Origin of the sequence: Bacillus sp. FSL H8-0534 (assembly GCF_038005885.1) — a bacterium.
Taxonomy (GTDB): domain Bacteria; phylum Bacillota; class Bacilli; order Bacillales; family Bacillaceae_G; genus Bacillus_A; species Bacillus_A pseudomycoides.
Genome location: NZ_JBBOUC010000001.1, coordinates 1,263,624 through 1,279,494, shown reverse-complemented (window position 1 = coordinate 1,279,494; position 15,871 = coordinate 1,263,624). Strand labels below are relative to the sequence as shown.

The following is a 15,871-nucleotide window of genomic DNA, read 5'->3' as shown; positions in this document are numbered from 1 at the left end:
CTAGCTATACTAAAAATAGTGTTAATGAAATTGAAAGAACGGAAGGGTGACCCAATTACATGAAGTACTAATCCTATTTACGAAAACAAACAATCGAAGGTTATTTTTAACAGATGATTATGCTGTTATTTGTGATGCCTTTAATTTGCGTTTTTCAGAATAGGATTGGTTTTGTATAGTTGGATCTAAAAGGGATAGTCTCTTTTGGTGTACACCTATATATAATTATGCCTCCTATTCTGAATGGATATAGGGGGCATTTTTTTGTCTCCTAAACTGGATAAAAGGGGATGTTACTATGTTTTTATTAGAAGCTAATCATATAAAGTACTATGTACAGGATCGTTTATTACTAGATGTGGACCAATTGCAAATTCATCAAAATGCTCGAATTGGGTTAGTTGGTAGAAATGGAAGCGGGAAAACGACGTTATTTCAAATGTTGGCTGGAAAAATTTCTCCAGAAGAAGGAAATGTTATTCAACGTACTAGGTGTGAGCTTTTGCCGCAGCTTAAACGAACAGATACAACAAAAAGTGGTGGGGAAGTGACGCAAGAATATGTCCAAAAAGCTCTTATGAAAGATGCCGAGCTTTTACTTGCAGATGAACCGACTACAAATCTTGATACAGAACATATCGAATGGTTGGAGAAAAAGTTAAAAAGTTGGCAAGGGGCATTTATCATTATTTCGCATGACCGTGCATTTTTAGATGCTCTTTGTACAACGATATGGGAATTGAATGAAGGGAAAATAAAAGAGTATACAGGCAACTATAGTGATTATGTAAAACAAAAAGAAATAGAGCTAAATCAAGAACAATTAGCGTATGAAAAGTATGAGAAAAAGAAAAAGCAGTTGGAAGAAGCGTTAAAGTTAAAAGAGAAAAAAGCTGAAAGAGCAACAAAGGCGCCAAAAAAGGTAAGTAAATCCGAAGCGAGAATTACAGGAGCAAAGCCATACTTTGCCAAAAAGCAAAAGAAGCTACAAAAAACAGCAACGGCCATCGAAACGAGATTAGAAAAACTTGAAAAGGTAGAAAAAGTAAAGGGGCTCTCACCAATTAAGATGAATTTGCCAAATGCAGAAACGTTTAAAAACCGGATTATTCTTCGTGTAGATGGTGTAACAGGTAAAGTTGGGGAACGTGTGCTTTGGAGCAAAACAAGTTTTCACATTCGGGGCGGTGATAAATTAGCGATTATCGGTTCAAATGGAAGTGGGAAAACGACATTTGTCAAAAAAATCATGAACCAAGAGTATGGTATTAAGCTTTCACCAGCTGTTAAAATTGGCTATTTTAGTCAAAACTTAAACATATTAGATACGGAGAAATCAATTATCGAAAATGTCCAACTCTATTCAAAACAGGATGAAACACTGATTCGAACGGTTCTTGCGAGAATGCATTTTTTCAGAGATGATGTTTATAAGCCGGTAGGGGTTTTAAGTGGTGGTGAGCGAGTGAAAGTAGCGCTGACAAAGCTATTTTTAAGTGATATTAATACTTTAGTGTTAGATGAGCCGACGAACTTTCTTGATATGGAAGCTGTTGAAGCGTTAGAGTCTCTTCTAAAAGAATATGAAGGAAGTGTAATCTTTGTCTCGCATGATCGCCGGTTTATCGAAAATATTGCTACGCGAATTTTAACAATCCGCAATCAAAAGATTGAATTATTTGAAGGGAATTATCAGCAATATAAACTCAATCAAGTGGAAAAGACGCGAGATACGAAAGAAGATAAGCTTCTTTTACTTGAAACAAAAATATCGGAAGTGCTAAGTCGCTTAAGTATTGAACCGTCCGAAGAATTAGAAATAGAATTTCAAAAACTTTTAAAAGAAAAACGAGAATTATAATTAAAGTTGATTAGAAAAAAGTACATCACGACTAATGGAGTGATGTACTTTTTTTGAGCTAGGTGTTGTCTTTTGTTTTTGCTAACATGCGGATAGAACTACTGATCATGGAAGTAAGAGTGCAACACTCTTGTTTGTCTCTTTCTTCATCTTTGCTGATATAAAATAATCTAAAGAAAACTTCTTCCATTCAATTTTATAAAAATATATAAATTTAATGATTTTATGTATATAGATGAAATCGAAGTTGTGTTGCTGGAAAAAGAAATAAAACCAGTATAGAATAGAAAATGTTTTAAAAATCAGAAATTATTACAGTAAGTGTAATGTTAATTAGTTACATTTTCTGTTTTTTAGGGAAGGAGAGAGTGAATTATGCAGGCAGTTTCAAAGGAAAATAAAATAGCTTCACCAACGATATATCGTATTTTATTTGCGATTAGTTTCGGTCATTTTTTAAATGACTCGATGCAAGCTGTTGTACCGGCACTGTTTCCTATTTTGGAAAAGTCGATGAATTTGTCCTATATGCAGGTAGGATGGATTGCATTCGCGTTAAATATGACGTCATCGATTATGCAGCCGGTGTTTGGGATGTATTCAGATAAGAAACCATCTCCATTTTTATTACCGCTCGGTATGTTTTCGAGTATGCTTGGGATGATTGGACTTGCGTTCGCACCAAACTTTATTATCGTTATTATTTCAGTTTTATTTATCGGATTAGGATCAGCAGTCTTTCATCCTGAAGGCGCACGTGTTGCTTATATGGCAGCTGGTGCAAAGCGAGGGTTAGCGCAGTCAATTTATCAAGTAGGAGGAAATACAGGGAATTCTCTTGCACCAATTTTTACAGCGCTAATTTTTGTTCCGCTTGGGCAAGTTGGATCACTTGGATTCACGGCTTTTGCAGCGGTAGGTATTGTGTTATTAATTTTTGTTTCAAATTGGTACAAAAATGAGTTAGTAAATGGTGCGATGCGAAGAAAGAAACGAGCTGCACTTGAGGCGGAGAATGCAATTGTTAGTAAGCATATTAAGTTTGTAATTGTTCTTCTTGTTTTCTTAACCTTTGTTCGTTCTTGGTATGGAGCTGGCATTGGGAACTTCTATCAGTTTTATTTAATCGAGCATTATGGTGTGTCTATTAAAAATGCACAGTACTTTGTATTTGCTTTTATGATTGCTGGGGTACTGGGTACATTCTTTGGTGGGCCATTAGCAGATCGATTTGGTAAGAAAAATATTATCGTATTTTCAATGCTAGGTTCTGCGCCGCTTGCACTTTTATTACCACATGTTTCTCTAGCGTGGGTTGTGCCGTTATTTTTATGTATAGGTTTTATTAGTTCCAGTAGCTTTAGTGTTATTGTTGTGTATGCGCAGGAGCTCGTTCCGGGAAAAGTTGGAATGGTGTCAGGATTAATTGTCGGTCTTGCGTTTGGCCTTGGAGCATTAGGTGCCGTTGTTCTTGGGAAATTAGCAGACGTGTATAGTCTGCAATTTATTATGGTATTATGTAGTTGTTTACCATTAATTGGACTTACGTCATGGTTACTACCAAGCGATCGAAAAACACGATAGAATAGGGGATGCGCTATGAAACTATCTCAAAATGTTACAGAATTAATTGGAGATACACCTGTCTTACGGTTATCGCGATTCGTTCCAGAAGATGCGGCAGATGTGTATGTGAAATTGGAAATGTTTAATCCATCTCGTAGTGTGAAAGACCGAGCGGCGTATAATTTAATTCATATGGCGGAAGAGCAAGGGCTCATTAAGCCAGGTGATACGATTATTGAACCAACAAGTGGAAATACAGGGATTGGTTTAGCGATGAACGCAGCTGCTAAAGGATACAAAGCGATTTTAATTATGCCAGATAATATGTCAAAAGAACGGATTAACTTGCTTAAGGCATATGGGGCTGAAGTTGTTTTGACACCCGCAGAACAAAGAATGCCAGGAGCAATTGCGAAGGCGGTAGAATTACAAAAACAAATATCAAATAGCTTTATTCCGCAGCAGTTTGAAAATCCAGCAAACCCGAATATTCATCGCTATACAACAGCTCTTGAAATTTATGAACAAATGGATGGAAAGCTAGATGCATTTGTAGCAACTGCTGGAACTGGTGGAACCATTACTGGCACAGGAGAAATATTGAAAGAAAAACTACCAAATTTATATATTGCAGTAGTTGAACCGAAAGGATCTCCTGTTTTATCTGGTGGTGTGCCGGGTCCTCATAAACTAGTTGGAACAAGCCCAGGGTTTATTCCGAAAAACTTAAATACGGAAATATATAATGAAATTATTCAAATTGCGGATGAAGAAGCGCTTAGTACAATGAGAAATCTAGCAAAACAAGAGGGAATATTAGTAGGACCATCTTCAGGTGCCTCGGTCTATGCTGCAATCACGATAGCAAAACAATTAGGTGCTGGTAAGAAAGTGTTATGTATTGCACCTGATACGGGAGAGCGTTATTTAAGTATGGGATTGTTTGAATAAGAAACATAACAAAGAAGAGATTGTATGTATCATATACAATCTCTTCTTTGTTTTATTTTACTAATTTTTTTAATATAGGTAAACGACCAATTCGATCACCAAGAATATGTGATGCTAGGCCACTTGTTAATACGAAAGTAAGATAGACAATTCCTCCAACCACGCCGCAAATAATAACGATTAGCAATGATTCGATATAAGGTTGTCCAGGGATCAACCATCCGATAATCGCTTTTAATCCTATTACGACAGCGGACATTGCTGCGGAGTAAATTGTAATAAGAAATACTGTTTTAGCTGTTTCTGCAATATCAAAATTTGCAAATTTGACGATGCAATATAGCATAATGATATCAGAAACGAGATATCCAAGAATTGTTCCAAGTACTGCTCCATGCCCACCTAATAGATATAGAAGTGGCGTATTCACTAAGATTTTTACGAGAATACCAACTGAGAATGCAATCATTGTTTTTCGCTGATAATCAATGCCTTGTAAAATGGCTGCTGAAACAGTGAAAATCGCACTTAATACTGCTGATGGTGCATAAGAAATTAAATATTGAGACCCGCCTAAAGCGGTATCAGGACTCATATATACCATGCGGAATGCATCATATGCGATGCTAGCGAGTCCAAATGCAGCAGGGATTGTGAAGAATAACAATAATTGGAAAATCTTTGTAATTTGTTCTTGTAATTCTTCTAGTTTCCCGCTTGTAAATGATTTTGTTATCGCTGGAATAATCGTAAGTGAAAATCCAGTTGCGAGCGAAGCGGGAATCATAATTAATTTTTGAGCATAGTTCGTTATATAAGCGAAAATCGCATTCGCAGTTTCAAGCGGTGTTCCAATTGCTCTTAGTGCATCAGCAACTGTATATTGATCCACTAAAGTATAAAGTGGAATAGCGATCCCTACAAAAACAATAGGGATTGCGTAACGAAGTAGCTCCATATAAATGCTTTTTAATGAAATGTTTGAAGCCCTTGTTTTTAGTTCGCCTGCAGGTGGTTTTAAATGATTATATTTTTTCCAATACATGATTAAAATTGAAACGCTGGCAATTGCTCCAATAACAGCTCCGAATGTAGCGACTGCAACAGAAGACGCAACGGAACCACCTAGTAATTTTGAAACGATAAAACTACCTACTAAAATGAAAATGACACGTGCAATTTGTTCCACAACTTGAGAAACAGCACTTGGCTTCATATGTTGGAATCCTTGGAAGTATCCACGTGTTACACTCATTGCTGGAACAATAATGAGCGCAAAACTTAATGCTCGCATTGTAAGTGTTACATCAGCGATAAACCCCGGATCAGGTGTTTTGGAACGAATAATAAACTGCGATACGTAAGGTGCTCCGATAAATAAGATTAAAAATCCAGCGAAACCCATAAGTAGCATGATTTTCACACTAGAATTATACAGTTTCTTACTTGTGTTATAGTCACCTAATGCATTATATTTAGCAACAAATTTCGACACAGCAATTGGAATGCCGGCTGTTGAAAAGCTAAGCAAGATGCCATACCAAGAATATGCATACGCATATAAAGCAACCCCTTGTTCACCAACTAATAGTTGAAAGGGGAAGAAGTATATAAAGCCTAAAATACGCGAAATCATTGTGGCACCGCTTAGTAAAGCTGTACCTTTTAAAACTTTTGAAGTAGACAAAACCTTTCCTCCTACTCGTGCTCTGTTACAATCATCCTATACTACTATAAACCTGTCAGTGGATTTTATAAAGCATAAACCATAAGTCGTGCAATAGTATTCATCAAAAAGTCATATTTTGAATTTTTATAGCAACAAATAGCAAATTAATACATAAAAATTCAAAAAAATCAGTTGACACTCTTTTTATTGTATGATAAAAATGATAGTAATCAATTCGGAAAACATATAGTTGGGCAATGAAAGGGTAAAGTAGTGAAAATCTCCCTATGACAGAGAGCTGATGGTTGGTGCGAATCAGTATATAGATTATTCATGAAGTTCGTCCTGGAGCATCTTTCATAAATCTCACATTGTGAGGAAATGAAAGACGGTAGTATATACCGTTATCAAATAAAGTGGTGAAGAATTTTTTCACAACTAGGGTGGTACCGCGATATATATCGTCCCTACGTTTTTGCGTAGGGACGTTTTTTATTTAGGGGTTATTTTAGTTGTATCTTCATAACTAGGGTGGTACCGCGATATTTTATCGTCCCTACGTTTTCGTAGGGGCTTTTTTTATTTCGGCAGTTTCTTAGTATTTTTCACAACTAGGGTGGTACCGCGATATTTTTATCGTCCCTACGTTACTGTAGGGGCGATTTTTTGTTTCTGAAGGGAAGTGGTTGTATTAGAAAGGGAAGAGGATAGAACAATACAAGTAAGTATGAAATGTAATAACAAGAAAAAATAGAAGAAGAGAGGAGATAGAAAGATGAATTCACAGCAATGGACATCGAAATTAGGTTTCGTTTTAGCTGCAGCAGGTTCAGCAATTGGCCTTGGCGCAATTTGGAAGTTTCCGTATATGGCCGGTATTGGAGGGGGCGGTGCCTTCTTTCTAATATTCATTGGTTTTACTTTACTGATTGGTTTACCTTTATTATTGGCAGAATTTTCAATCGGAAGAAGTACGCAAAAAGAGGCTGTTGATGCGTATAGAGAGATCGCTCCTAAAACATTATGGCCGTGGGTTGGTAAGTTAGGGATTGTAACATGTTTCATATTGCTTTCTTTCTACAGTGTTGTAGGAGGTTGGATTTTATTATATTTATGGAATGCAATTACAGGTAGACTATGGGAAGGAAATGGTGCATACGAAGCAACATTTGGTGAAATCATTTCCAATCCATATTTAGCAGTTGGATCACAGCTATTATTTATTCTTATTACTATTTTTATCGTGAGTAAAGGCGTGCAAAATGGTGTTGAAAAAGTAAATAAATACTTTATGCCAGCACTATTCGTTTTGTTCTTTGTGTTAATTGTTCGTGCGCTTACATTAGATGGAGCGGGAGAAGGGGTACGTTTCTTCTTACAACCTGATTTTTCGCATGTAACGTCTGAGATTGTTTTATATGCGATGGGGCAATCGTTCTTCTCATTATCTGTCGGTGTGGCAGTAATGGTAACGTATAGCTCGTACTTGCCGAAAGAAGAAAATTTACCGCGTTCAGCATTTTCTATTGTTGGTTTAACACTTGTTATTACATTACTTGCGGGACTTGCAATTTTCCCGGTTGTATTTGCATTTGGAATGGAGCCATCTCAAGGACCGGGATTACTATTTATTGTATTACCGGCTATCTTCAGTAAAATGGCATTTGGAAAACTATTTTTCATTATTTTCTTATTACTATTCTTTTTTGCTACTGTAACATCTGCAATTTCTATGTTAGAGATTAGTGTTGCTTCCTTAACAAAAAAAGGAAAGGGAAAACGTGAAAAAATGGCATTGATTGTTGGATTACTAATCTTTGTTGTTGGAATTCCATCGGCACTATCATATGGTGTATTAAGTGATGTGAAGCTTTTTGGAAAAACAGTGTTTGATTTAGCAGACTTTGCAGTAAGTAACGTTCTTATGCCGCTTGGTGTATTATTAGTTGCAATTTTCGTGCCATTAAAAATGAAGAAAGATGTATTAATGAAAGAACTGGGTGTCAGTAAAAATAAAGGCTATAAATTATTTGTATTATGGTTATTCTTACTTCGCTATATCGCACCAATTGCAATTATTATCGTATTTTTAAATGTAATTGGAGTGATTTAAAGTACAAAAGGCTCTAGCATAACGTTATGCTAGAGCCTTTTAATTATAGAATTATCTTTTCTGTAATTCGTTTACTGTAACAAATTGATAGCCTTTTTTAGATAAAGAATCTAAAATGCTTTCAATGGTCTTTAAGGCATTATTAGAATCGTCATACATGGAATGTAATAAAATGATAGATTCAGGTTCTACATTTTTTGTAGGAGCATCATCAAAGGTTAGGGCGACGACTTTTTGATTTGTTTCTACCCGATTTGTTAATTTACCAAATAGTTGATACGTTCGTGAATTCATTAATTTATAAGTTCCAAAGAGTAGGAAGAGAAGAGTGGTTAGTATAATCAATGATGTAATGATTCTTTTGTTCATAAAGCGCCCTCACATTATTTTTAATTTTAAAAAGTAGTGGGATGCAAGTGAGGAAAATTTATCATATAATAAAGTTGAATCAAAAGGTATATTAGGAGGTGTTGATATGGCGATTACAATACAATTGCCAGACACTGCAGCGTCTCATGCAAAGCCAAGTATGGAAATGGCGATACTTTGCGTGAGGTAGACAAGTAGTATTCAATCGCCAAAATGAGCTCGTATCATTTCTTTTATATTTGGCTTTGCACCTTATTGAAATGAACCATAAAAAATAAGGGGCGAGCAGAAATGAAATACGTAAAGGCAGCGACTGTTTTACCAGAAAACTTAATTGCAGAAATTCAAAAGTATGTACAAGGTGAAACAATTTACATTCCAAAACAAGAAACTAAACATTATAAATGGGGTACACGATCTGGCGGAAGAAAGCAACTTGATGCACGGAATAGAGACATTAAACATGCTTTTAAAAGTGGAACTACCATTCATCAATTAGCAGAGGAATACTTTCTTTCTACGGAAACGATAAAAAAAATCGTGTATTCAAAATAATAATGAAAAACACTGATTATTCAATTAGAAATAATCAGTGCTTTTTGTGTATACTTTGTTTATGAATCGTTTTCGACATTTTATAAAATAAGTGTATTGTATACAATAAAAAGAGATCAACAATTTGTATGGAGTGATAATAATGGAAGCATTTATTAGAAGTGATCAATATAATTTTATAAAATCACAAACTCATATTCTAGCGCATGGACACGCAACAGCAAACGATAGAGGTGTTATTGCTGCGCTGAAGTCTCTTGCAATAGAAAAAGTGTTACATGTTTTTGAAAATCTTACTGATGAACAAAAAAAAATAATCGATACGATTTTGGCAGTTGAAAATAGAGAGAAGGCAGAAGCGTTTTTACTTCAGTTAAATCCATATGTTATTCCGTTTCAGGAAATTACACCACAAGCGTTAAAAAAAATATTTCCTAAAGCTAAAAAATTGAAGCTTCCTGAAATAGAAGAAATAAATATGAAAGAAATGTCGTATTTAGGTTGGATTGATAAAGGAACGGGCAGAAAGTTTATTATAGCAAAGAACGGAAATAAGTTTGTTGGCCTACAGGGAACATTTCAAAGTATAAATAAAAAGAGTATTTGTTCATTGTGTCATGGTCACGAAGAAGTAGGTCTGTTTTTAGTTGAAATAAAAGGTGATGTACCAGGTACTTTTGTTAAAAAAGGAAACTATATTTGTAAAGATAGTATAGCATGTAATCAGAATATGACTTCGCTTGATAAATTACATGACTTTATTGAGAGATTGAGGAAATAAATTATTGCAAAAGATCGTACTAAACTACATTCATCACTATAATTGTGTGTGAGTTCAAGAAAACAAAAATGACCTGTTCCCTAAAGAATAGAGGGAACAGGTCTAGGGATACTTTTCAATAGGTAGGAGATGTAAATCTCTACCCATTGAAATTCACTTAGATCATAACGCCATTATCTGCAAAGTGATACCACTTTCCATCAATGAACAGGTAGCTAGTAGCCATGGAACCATTTGTATTTAGATAATACCAAGTAGATCCTTCTTTTAACCAGCCAGTAGCCACAGAACCATTTGTATTTAGATAATACCAAGTAGATCCTTCTTTTAACCAGCCAGTAGCCATAGAACCATTTGTATTTAGATAATACCAAGTAGATCCTTCTTTTAACCAGCCAGTAGCCATAGAACCATTTGCATTTAGATAGTACCAAGTATCGCCTGCTGGTAACCAACCTGTAGCCATAGTCCCATCTCCATAAAAGAAATACCAAGTCCCTTTTATATTTTTCCATGCTGTAGCCATGGAACCATCTTCATTATAGTAATACCAAGTGCCTTTATAGGGCCCACTAGTAATCTCACGCCAACCTGTCACCATAGTCCCATTATCATTAAAATAATACCCTTTATCATTAATCAATTTTTCCCCTATAGCCATGGAACCATCTTCATTGTAGTAATGCCATCCGTCGGAACCACCAAAGTGTTTCCAACCTGTCACCATGCTGCCATTATCATTAAAGTAAAATGTTTGTCCTATAATCGTTTTTTTACCTGTGGCCATGAATCCTTCTTCATCGAAGTAATACCAAGTGCCTTTAATATTTTTCCAATCTTTAACCATGGAGCCATCTTCATTAAAATAACGCCATTTTCCGTTATAAGACACAGGTCCATTAAATTGTTTCCAACCTGTCATCATAGCTCCATTATCATTAAAATAATATGTTTTTTTATTAATAGTTTTCAAGTCTGTAACCATAATTCCATCTTTACCAAAGAAATACCAAGTGCCGTCGATCTTTTTCCAATCTTTAGCTGTATTACCATCTTCATTAAAGTAATACCAAGAACCTCCATATTTTGACCAATGTGGAACCATAGCCCCATTTTCTTCACCTTGCTCAATTGCATATGTATGATTCTGAACAACTACATTTTCTTCTGCATGAGAAACTGTAGGAACTACAAACATTGCAGCCATTAAAATTGGTAAAATAGATTTCTTCATTTTCCATATCCCCCAAATAATGAATAATTTTAGTTTTTATTTTCACAAAAGAATTATATTCTGTAATATTGAAATAATCAATGTGTCTTGTAATATAAATGTAATGTTTTTTGATTTATTGAAATTTAATTTGCTTTTTTGTCATAAATTAAGTGGGTTTGCAATTTAAGTAACTTACTTTATTTCTTGAATCATTATCATCCCTTGAATAGACCACACCAATTACAATTATATATGTAAAATAAAAACGCCTATTATACCATGTGTGCCATTTTATAAACGCACTCTTTTAATAAGTGATTTATGAAATTTCTTGCCTTTTAATAAAAACTATTTTTCATACTTTGTATGTTGATTAGAATAAGCTATGCAATTATGCATAGACAGAAAAAGAGTGAATAGAGGGTAACGAATCATTTTCTATATGGCATGATTTTTGCATTTTAATAAAAAACATTCATATAAAAAAAGTTTCTTTCGGGTGCAAAAAATTATGTTTGAAAAGGGGAAATGAGAAATGAAATATCCACTAACACCAGATGTAAAACCAGAGTTTTGTACGACAGGTACATTTATGAGATTGCCATCAAGTAATGAGCAAGCAAAAGTTGCTATTTTAGGAATGCCATTTGATACTGCTGCTTCTTTTCGCGTTGGTGCTCGTTTTGCTCCACAAGCAATTCGTCAGGCATCGATGACCTTATTTCCATATCATCCAATTCACCATGTATACCCATTTGATGACACAAATGCGATTGATATTGGTGATGTTTCTGTGATTCCACATAATATTCATCGCAGCTATGATTTAATAGAGGAAGCCGTTTTTGGGTTAATGCAGCAGGGAATTATCCCGATAGGTCTTGGAGGGGATCATTCTGTTACATTAGCAAGCCTTCGTGCGGCAGCGAAAGTTCATGGACCTGTGGCAATGATTCATTTCGATTCGCACACAGATACATGGGATACATATTATGAGGAAAAATATTGGCACGGTTCGCCGTTTATACGTGCACATGAAGAAGGGCTACTACAGCCAGACAAAGTATTTCAAATTGGAATTCGTGGAACATTGAATCATCCTGGTGATATAGAAGCTAGCAATGACTTAGGATATAACGTTATTACAACAGCAGAATTATGTAATCGTGGTTTTGAAAGTATCCTTGAGCAAATGCGAACAACGATTGGCGATACACCGTGTTTCTTAACGTTTGATATTGATTTTGTAGATCCATCTTGTGCGCCTGGTACAGGGACATTAGAAGTTGGGGGATTTAACAGTCGTGAGACATTAAATATGGTGCGTTCATTAAGTGGTTTTAATTATATTGGTTTCGATTTAGTGGAAGTGTTACCGCCATATGATCAAGCTCAAATTACTTCTTTATTAGCTGCGACACTAGTACATGATTTTGCTAGTTTGATTGCGTTGCAGTTAAAAAATGAAGTGAATAAGTAAGGAGTTAATTATTATACTGAAATATAAAAAGGCCGATGAAACAATTTTTCATCAGCCTTAAAGATGTCTGTTTATTATTTCTGTTGCCAATTTTCCTTAATAAAATCTTCACGACCAGACTCTTTACGCTCCTGAGCATATTTCTCAGGATTTTTTTTATAAAAATGTTGATGATATTCTTCCGCTTCGTAAAAAGGAGCAGCTGAACGAATTTCCGTCACGATTGGATCCTTAAACATACCGCTTTCTGCTATTGCTAGCTTTGATTTTTCGGCTAGCTCTTTTTGCGATTCATTATGATAAAAAATCGCTGTGCGATAGGATGGTCCACGGTCAAAAAATTGCCCGCCATCATCAGTTGGATCAATTTGTGGCCAGTATAAATCTAGTAATTTTTGATAAGAGAAAATAGAAGGATTGAAAGTAATTTGAACAACTTCTAAATGCCCAGATGTTCCAGACTTTACTTGTTCGTATGTTGGGTTTGGGGTGTAGCCACCAGCATAGCCTGAAACAACTTTTTGAATACCTGGAAGTTCATCAAATGGTTTTACCATGCACCAAAAGCAGCCGCCTGCAAAGGTTGCGAGTTCGTATGTTTTTTCTGTCATTGCTGTAATCCTCCTAAATAGATATGTTTTATCTAGTATTATATAAATTGTTTTATTGCGCAATAAAAAAGATTTGAAACTATATGTTTTTTTATAAACAAGAACCACCGCTCACATCAATTAATTGTCCAGTAACCCATCGGCTGTCAGAGGAAGCAAGAAATGCAGCGGTATCTGCAATATCTTCTACTTCTCCTAAACGGCCGAAAGCAGAGATTTCAGTTGCATATCGTTTCATCATTGGATCACTTAAGAGTTCAGCATTCATATCTGTTTTAATAAAGCCTGGTAGTATCGCATTAACTGTAATCCCTCTTGCTCCAAGTTGCTTTGCTAGTGTAAAAGTCATTGTGTTGATCGCGCCTTTTGTCATGCTGTAGGCAATGAAATCGGGTAAAGAAATTCGTGTTGCAGCTGATGAAATATTGATAATACGGCTATTGTCACGTAAACGTGACAATGCCTGTTGAATAATAAAAAATGGGGCTTTTGTATTCACGGAAATCATTCGATCGAAAAAGTCTTCAGTTGTTTCTTCAATAAAGGCTCCTGGACCGATTCCTGCGTTATTTACTAAAATATCAAATTTATTTTCACCTGTATGTTTTTGCAATTTGTCATCTAAAGATTGGTAAAGAGATTCTACACCATGTAACGATTTGAGGTTACCATTTATAGAAAAAGCTGAACCGCCATTTGATTGAATTTCCTGCACTGTTTCTTCTGCATCGCTTTTACGATTTCCATAATGAACAGCAACTAATGCACCGTCGTTTGCTAAGCGTTTTGCAATAGCGCGTCCAATTCCACGGCTTGCTCCAGTAACCAATGCAACTTTTCCTTGTAACATATTCACATCATCTCCTTAATAATTTTACATATGTATGAAGCTGTCTTTTCTAATAGACAAGCCTTAAGTAATATATGAGTGTTGGATTGAGATTCATTCCTTTTTTATTTTGATAAAAAGTTCGGATTATAATTTAAAATAAAATTTTTCAAAAAACATGTTGACAATGAAAAGAATGAAGTCCTATAATACGTGTAATAACTTAAAAGTTAATTTAGAATTTTCTAATTTTTATATATTGTATATGCAAAGAAGAGGAAAGTAGATGATTATGAAAGTTTCAGAGAGCTGCCCCATGGCTGTGAGGGTGGTAACGATCGAATCATTGAAGATCACCTTGGAGCATCGCTTGCGAAAGGGAAACCGAGTAGAGAGCGGCGGTTTCATCCCCGGTAAAAGGGTGATAGTCTGATAGGACTTACAGAGCTTATATTTTGTGAGAAATATAAGGAAGCTGAGTGGTACCGCGAAACTCTCGCCTCAGCAATCAAAGCTACTATGACGTAGTGATTGATTGCTGAGGCGAGAGTTTTTACTTTAGAAAAGAGAATAGAAGAATGCAAAGAAGAGGAGAGTAAACGATACAAATTGTTTCAGAGAGCTGCCCCGTGGCTGTGAGGGTGGTAACAATTGTATCGGTTGAAGATCACCTCAGAGCACTGTCCTTGAAAAAAATGAGTAGAGAGCAGCGGAGTTGTTCCCGGTAAAAGAACAAAAGTCTAATAGGACTTACAGAGCATATATTTCGCGAGAAGTATAAGGAAGCTGAGTGGTACCACGATTCCCTCGTCTCAGCAATGGATTGCTACACGTTTGTAGAAAATCGATTGTTGAGGCGAGGATATTTTTATGGTTAATATACAGAATGTTCTGATAAAATGCATTCTTCTCAGCAATCGATAAAAAGATGGATTGCACATAAAGAGATAAAAAAGAGGAGCGATGTAAGATGGGTAACCAGTATATCTATATGAATGGGGAATTAATAGAAAAAGAAAAGGCTGTTGTATCTGTTTACGACCACGGTTTTTTATATGGAGACGGCGTATTTGAAGGGATTCGTAGCTATGGCGGAAATGTATTTTGTTTAAAAGAGCATTTAAAGCGTTTATATGAATCTGCGAAATCGATTTTACTAACGATCCCGATGACAATCGAAGAGATGGAACAAGCGGTTTTACAGACACTACAAAAAAATGAATATGCAGATGCATATATTAGATTAATTGTTTCAAGAGGAAAAGGGGATTTAGGGCTGGATCCAAGAAGCTGCACGAAACCAAGTGTCATTATCATTGCTGAACAGTTAAAGTTGTTCCCGCAAGAGTTTTATGATAACGGTCTTAGTGTTGTATCTGTTGCTTCAAGGCGTAACATGCCAGATGCACTTGATCCACGTATTAAGTCGATGAATTATTTAAATAACGTATTAGTAAAGATTGAAGCAGCACAAGCAGGTGTGCTAGAAGCACTTATGTTAAATCAACAAGGATATGTTTGTGAAGGATCGGGAGATAACGTGTTCATTGTGAAAGATGGAAAAGTAGTAACGCCACCTGCATATTTAGGGGCTCTTGAAGGGATTACAAGGAATAGTGTCATTGAACTTTGTGAAAGGTTAAATATTCCTTGTGAAGAAAGACCATTTACTCGTCACGATGTATATGTAGCGGATGAAGTGTTTTTAACAGGAACTGCTGCTGAATTAATTCCAGTTGTAAGAGTGGATTCAAGAGAAATCGGAATTGGAAAACCAGGAGAAGTAACGAAACAGTTAACAGAAGAATTTAAAAAGTTAACGAGAGAGCGAGGAGTGCGCGTTCCGGGACTAGCAGAAAGCTTAGCTTAA

Annotated in this window: 13 protein-coding genes and 2 other annotated features; of the genes, 8 read left to right on the top strand and 5 right to left on the bottom strand. The window is 35.7% G+C overall.

Annotated features, from left to right (window positions below; all coding sequences use genetic code 11):
- The first annotated feature begins 298 nt into the window (after window positions 1–298).
- The 3 genes from MHH71_RS06620 to cysK all read left to right on the top strand — a co-directional run bounded on the left by MHH71_RS06620 (window position 299) and on the right by cysK (window position 4,378).
- Window positions 299–1,861 (top strand): Vga family ABC-F type ribosomal protection protein, encoded by a 1,563-nt coding sequence (locus MHH71_RS06620; RefSeq protein ID WP_006094447.1) that lies wholly within the window; start codon window positions 299–301, stop codon window positions 1,859–1,861.
- Window positions 1,862–2,236: 375 nt separating this feature from the next.
- On the top strand, window positions 2,237–3,445 hold the full coding sequence (locus MHH71_RS06615) for an MFS transporter (protein ID WP_006094448.1): 1,209 nt from the start codon (window positions 2,237–2,239) through the stop codon (window positions 3,443–3,445).
- 15 nt (window positions 3,446–3,460) lie between these two features.
- Window positions 3,461–4,378 (top strand): cysteine synthase A, encoded by a 918-nt coding sequence (gene cysK / locus MHH71_RS06610; protein ID WP_006094449.1) that lies wholly within the window; start codon window positions 3,461–3,463, stop codon window positions 4,376–4,378.
- A 52-nt stretch (window positions 4,379–4,430) separates the two neighbouring features.
- On the opposite strand, the gene MHH71_RS06605 is transcribed toward cysK, so the two are convergent.
- Complete coding sequence (locus MHH71_RS06605) at window positions 4,431–6,065, bottom strand: putative polysaccharide biosynthesis protein (RefSeq protein WP_006094450.1); 1,635 nt, start codon at window positions 6,063–6,065, stop codon at window positions 4,431–4,433.
- Between the two features lie 230 nt (window positions 6,066–6,295).
- Window positions 6,296–6,519, top strand: a binding site (T-box leader).
- Window positions 6,520–6,822: 303 nt separating this feature from the next.
- On the opposite strand from MHH71_RS06605, the gene MHH71_RS06600 reads away from it, so the two are divergent.
- Window positions 6,823–8,160: a sodium-dependent transporter gene (locus tag MHH71_RS06600; protein WP_003203801.1), complete on the top strand. Its 1,338-nt coding sequence runs from the start codon at window positions 6,823–6,825 to the stop codon at window positions 8,158–8,160.
- A gap of 51 nt (window positions 8,161–8,211) precedes the next feature.
- On the opposite strand, the gene MHH71_RS06595 is transcribed toward MHH71_RS06600, so the two are convergent.
- Window positions 8,212–8,529: a polysaccharide deacetylase gene (locus MHH71_RS06595; protein WP_078211535.1), complete on the bottom strand. Its 318-nt coding sequence runs from the start codon at window positions 8,527–8,529 to the stop codon at window positions 8,212–8,214.
- A gap of 291 nt (window positions 8,530–8,820) precedes the next feature.
- Between MHH71_RS06595 and MHH71_RS06590 the strand changes: the two genes are divergently transcribed.
- Both MHH71_RS06590 and MHH71_RS06585 read left to right on the top strand, forming a co-directional pair.
- The gene (locus MHH71_RS06590) at window positions 8,821–9,084 is read left to right on the top strand and encodes a CD3324 family protein (protein ID WP_003203805.1); all 264 of its coding nucleotides are present in this window, start codon (window positions 8,821–8,823) and stop codon (window positions 9,082–9,084) included.
- Window positions 9,085–9,226: 142 nt separating this feature from the next.
- Entirely contained in the window at window positions 9,227–9,865 is a 639-nt protein-coding gene (locus MHH71_RS06585; RefSeq protein WP_006094452.1) for a FusB/FusC family EF-G-binding protein, read from the top strand.
- 157 nt (window positions 9,866–10,022) lie between these two features.
- Here the strand turns inward: MHH71_RS06585 and MHH71_RS06580 are convergent, their stop codons facing one another.
- Window positions 10,023–11,099, bottom strand: coding sequence for an N-acetylmuramoyl-L-alanine amidase family protein (locus MHH71_RS06580; RefSeq protein ID WP_006094453.1), 1,077 nt, complete (start codon window positions 11,097–11,099; stop codon window positions 10,023–10,025).
- Between the two features lie 517 nt (window positions 11,100–11,616).
- On the opposite strand from MHH71_RS06580, the gene speB reads away from it, so the two are divergent.
- Window positions 11,617–12,561 (top strand): agmatinase, encoded by a 945-nt coding sequence (gene speB, locus MHH71_RS06575; RefSeq protein ID WP_006094454.1) that lies wholly within the window; start codon window positions 11,617–11,619, stop codon window positions 12,559–12,561.
- Window positions 12,562–12,635: 74 nt separating this feature from the next.
- On the opposite strand, the gene msrA is transcribed toward speB, so the two are convergent.
- Window positions 12,636–13,172, bottom strand: a complete 537-nt coding sequence (gene msrA, locus MHH71_RS06570) for a peptide-methionine (S)-S-oxide reductase MsrA (protein ID WP_006094455.1) — start codon at window positions 13,170–13,172, stop codon at window positions 12,636–12,638.
- Between the two features lie 91 nt (window positions 13,173–13,263).
- Complete coding sequence (locus MHH71_RS06565) at window positions 13,264–14,022, bottom strand: SDR family oxidoreductase (protein ID WP_006094456.1); 759 nt, start codon at window positions 14,020–14,022, stop codon at window positions 13,264–13,266.
- Window positions 14,023–14,262: 240 nt separating this feature from the next.
- Window positions 14,263–14,508, top strand: a binding site (T-box leader).
- 463 nt (window positions 14,509–14,971) lie between these two features.
- On the opposite strand from MHH71_RS06565, the gene ilvE reads away from it, so the two are divergent.
- Window positions 14,972–15,871, top strand: coding sequence for a branched-chain-amino-acid transaminase (ilvE, locus tag MHH71_RS06560; RefSeq protein WP_033798806.1), 900 nt, complete (start codon window positions 14,972–14,974; stop codon window positions 15,869–15,871).

Coding starts and splice junctions, on each gene's coding strand:
- MHH71_RS06620 (WP_006094447.1), top strand. CDS start 299: ATGTTTTTATTAGAAGCTAATCATATAAAGTACTATGTACAGGATCGT.
- MHH71_RS06615 (WP_006094448.1), top strand. CDS start 2,237: ATGCAGGCAGTTTCAAAGGAAAATAAAATAGCTTCACCAACGATATAT.
- cysK (WP_006094449.1), top strand. CDS start 3,461: ATGAAACTATCTCAAAATGTTACAGAATTAATTGGAGATACACCTGTC.
- MHH71_RS06600 (WP_003203801.1), top strand. CDS start 6,823: ATGAATTCACAGCAATGGACATCGAAATTAGGTTTCGTTTTAGCTGCA.
- MHH71_RS06595 (WP_078211535.1), bottom strand. CDS start 8,529: ATGAACAAAAGAATCATTACATCATTGATTATACTAACCACTCTTCTC.
- MHH71_RS06590 (WP_003203805.1), top strand. CDS start 8,821: ATGAAATACGTAAAGGCAGCGACTGTTTTACCAGAAAACTTAATTGCA.
- MHH71_RS06585 (WP_006094452.1), top strand. CDS start 9,227: ATGGAAGCATTTATTAGAAGTGATCAATATAATTTTATAAAATCACAA.
- MHH71_RS06580 (WP_006094453.1), bottom strand. CDS start 11,099: ATGAAGAAATCTATTTTACCAATTTTAATGGCTGCAATGTTTGTAGTT.
- speB (WP_006094454.1), top strand. CDS start 11,617: ATGAAATATCCACTAACACCAGATGTAAAACCAGAGTTTTGTACGACA.
- msrA (WP_006094455.1), bottom strand. CDS start 13,172: ATGACAGAAAAAACATACGAACTCGCAACCTTTGCAGGCGGCTGCTTT.
- MHH71_RS06565 (WP_006094456.1), bottom strand. CDS start 14,022: ATGTTACAAGGAAAAGTTGCATTGGTTACTGGAGCAAGCCGTGGAATT.
- ilvE (WP_033798806.1), top strand. CDS start 14,972: ATGGGTAACCAGTATATCTATATGAATGGGGAATTAATAGAAAAAGAA.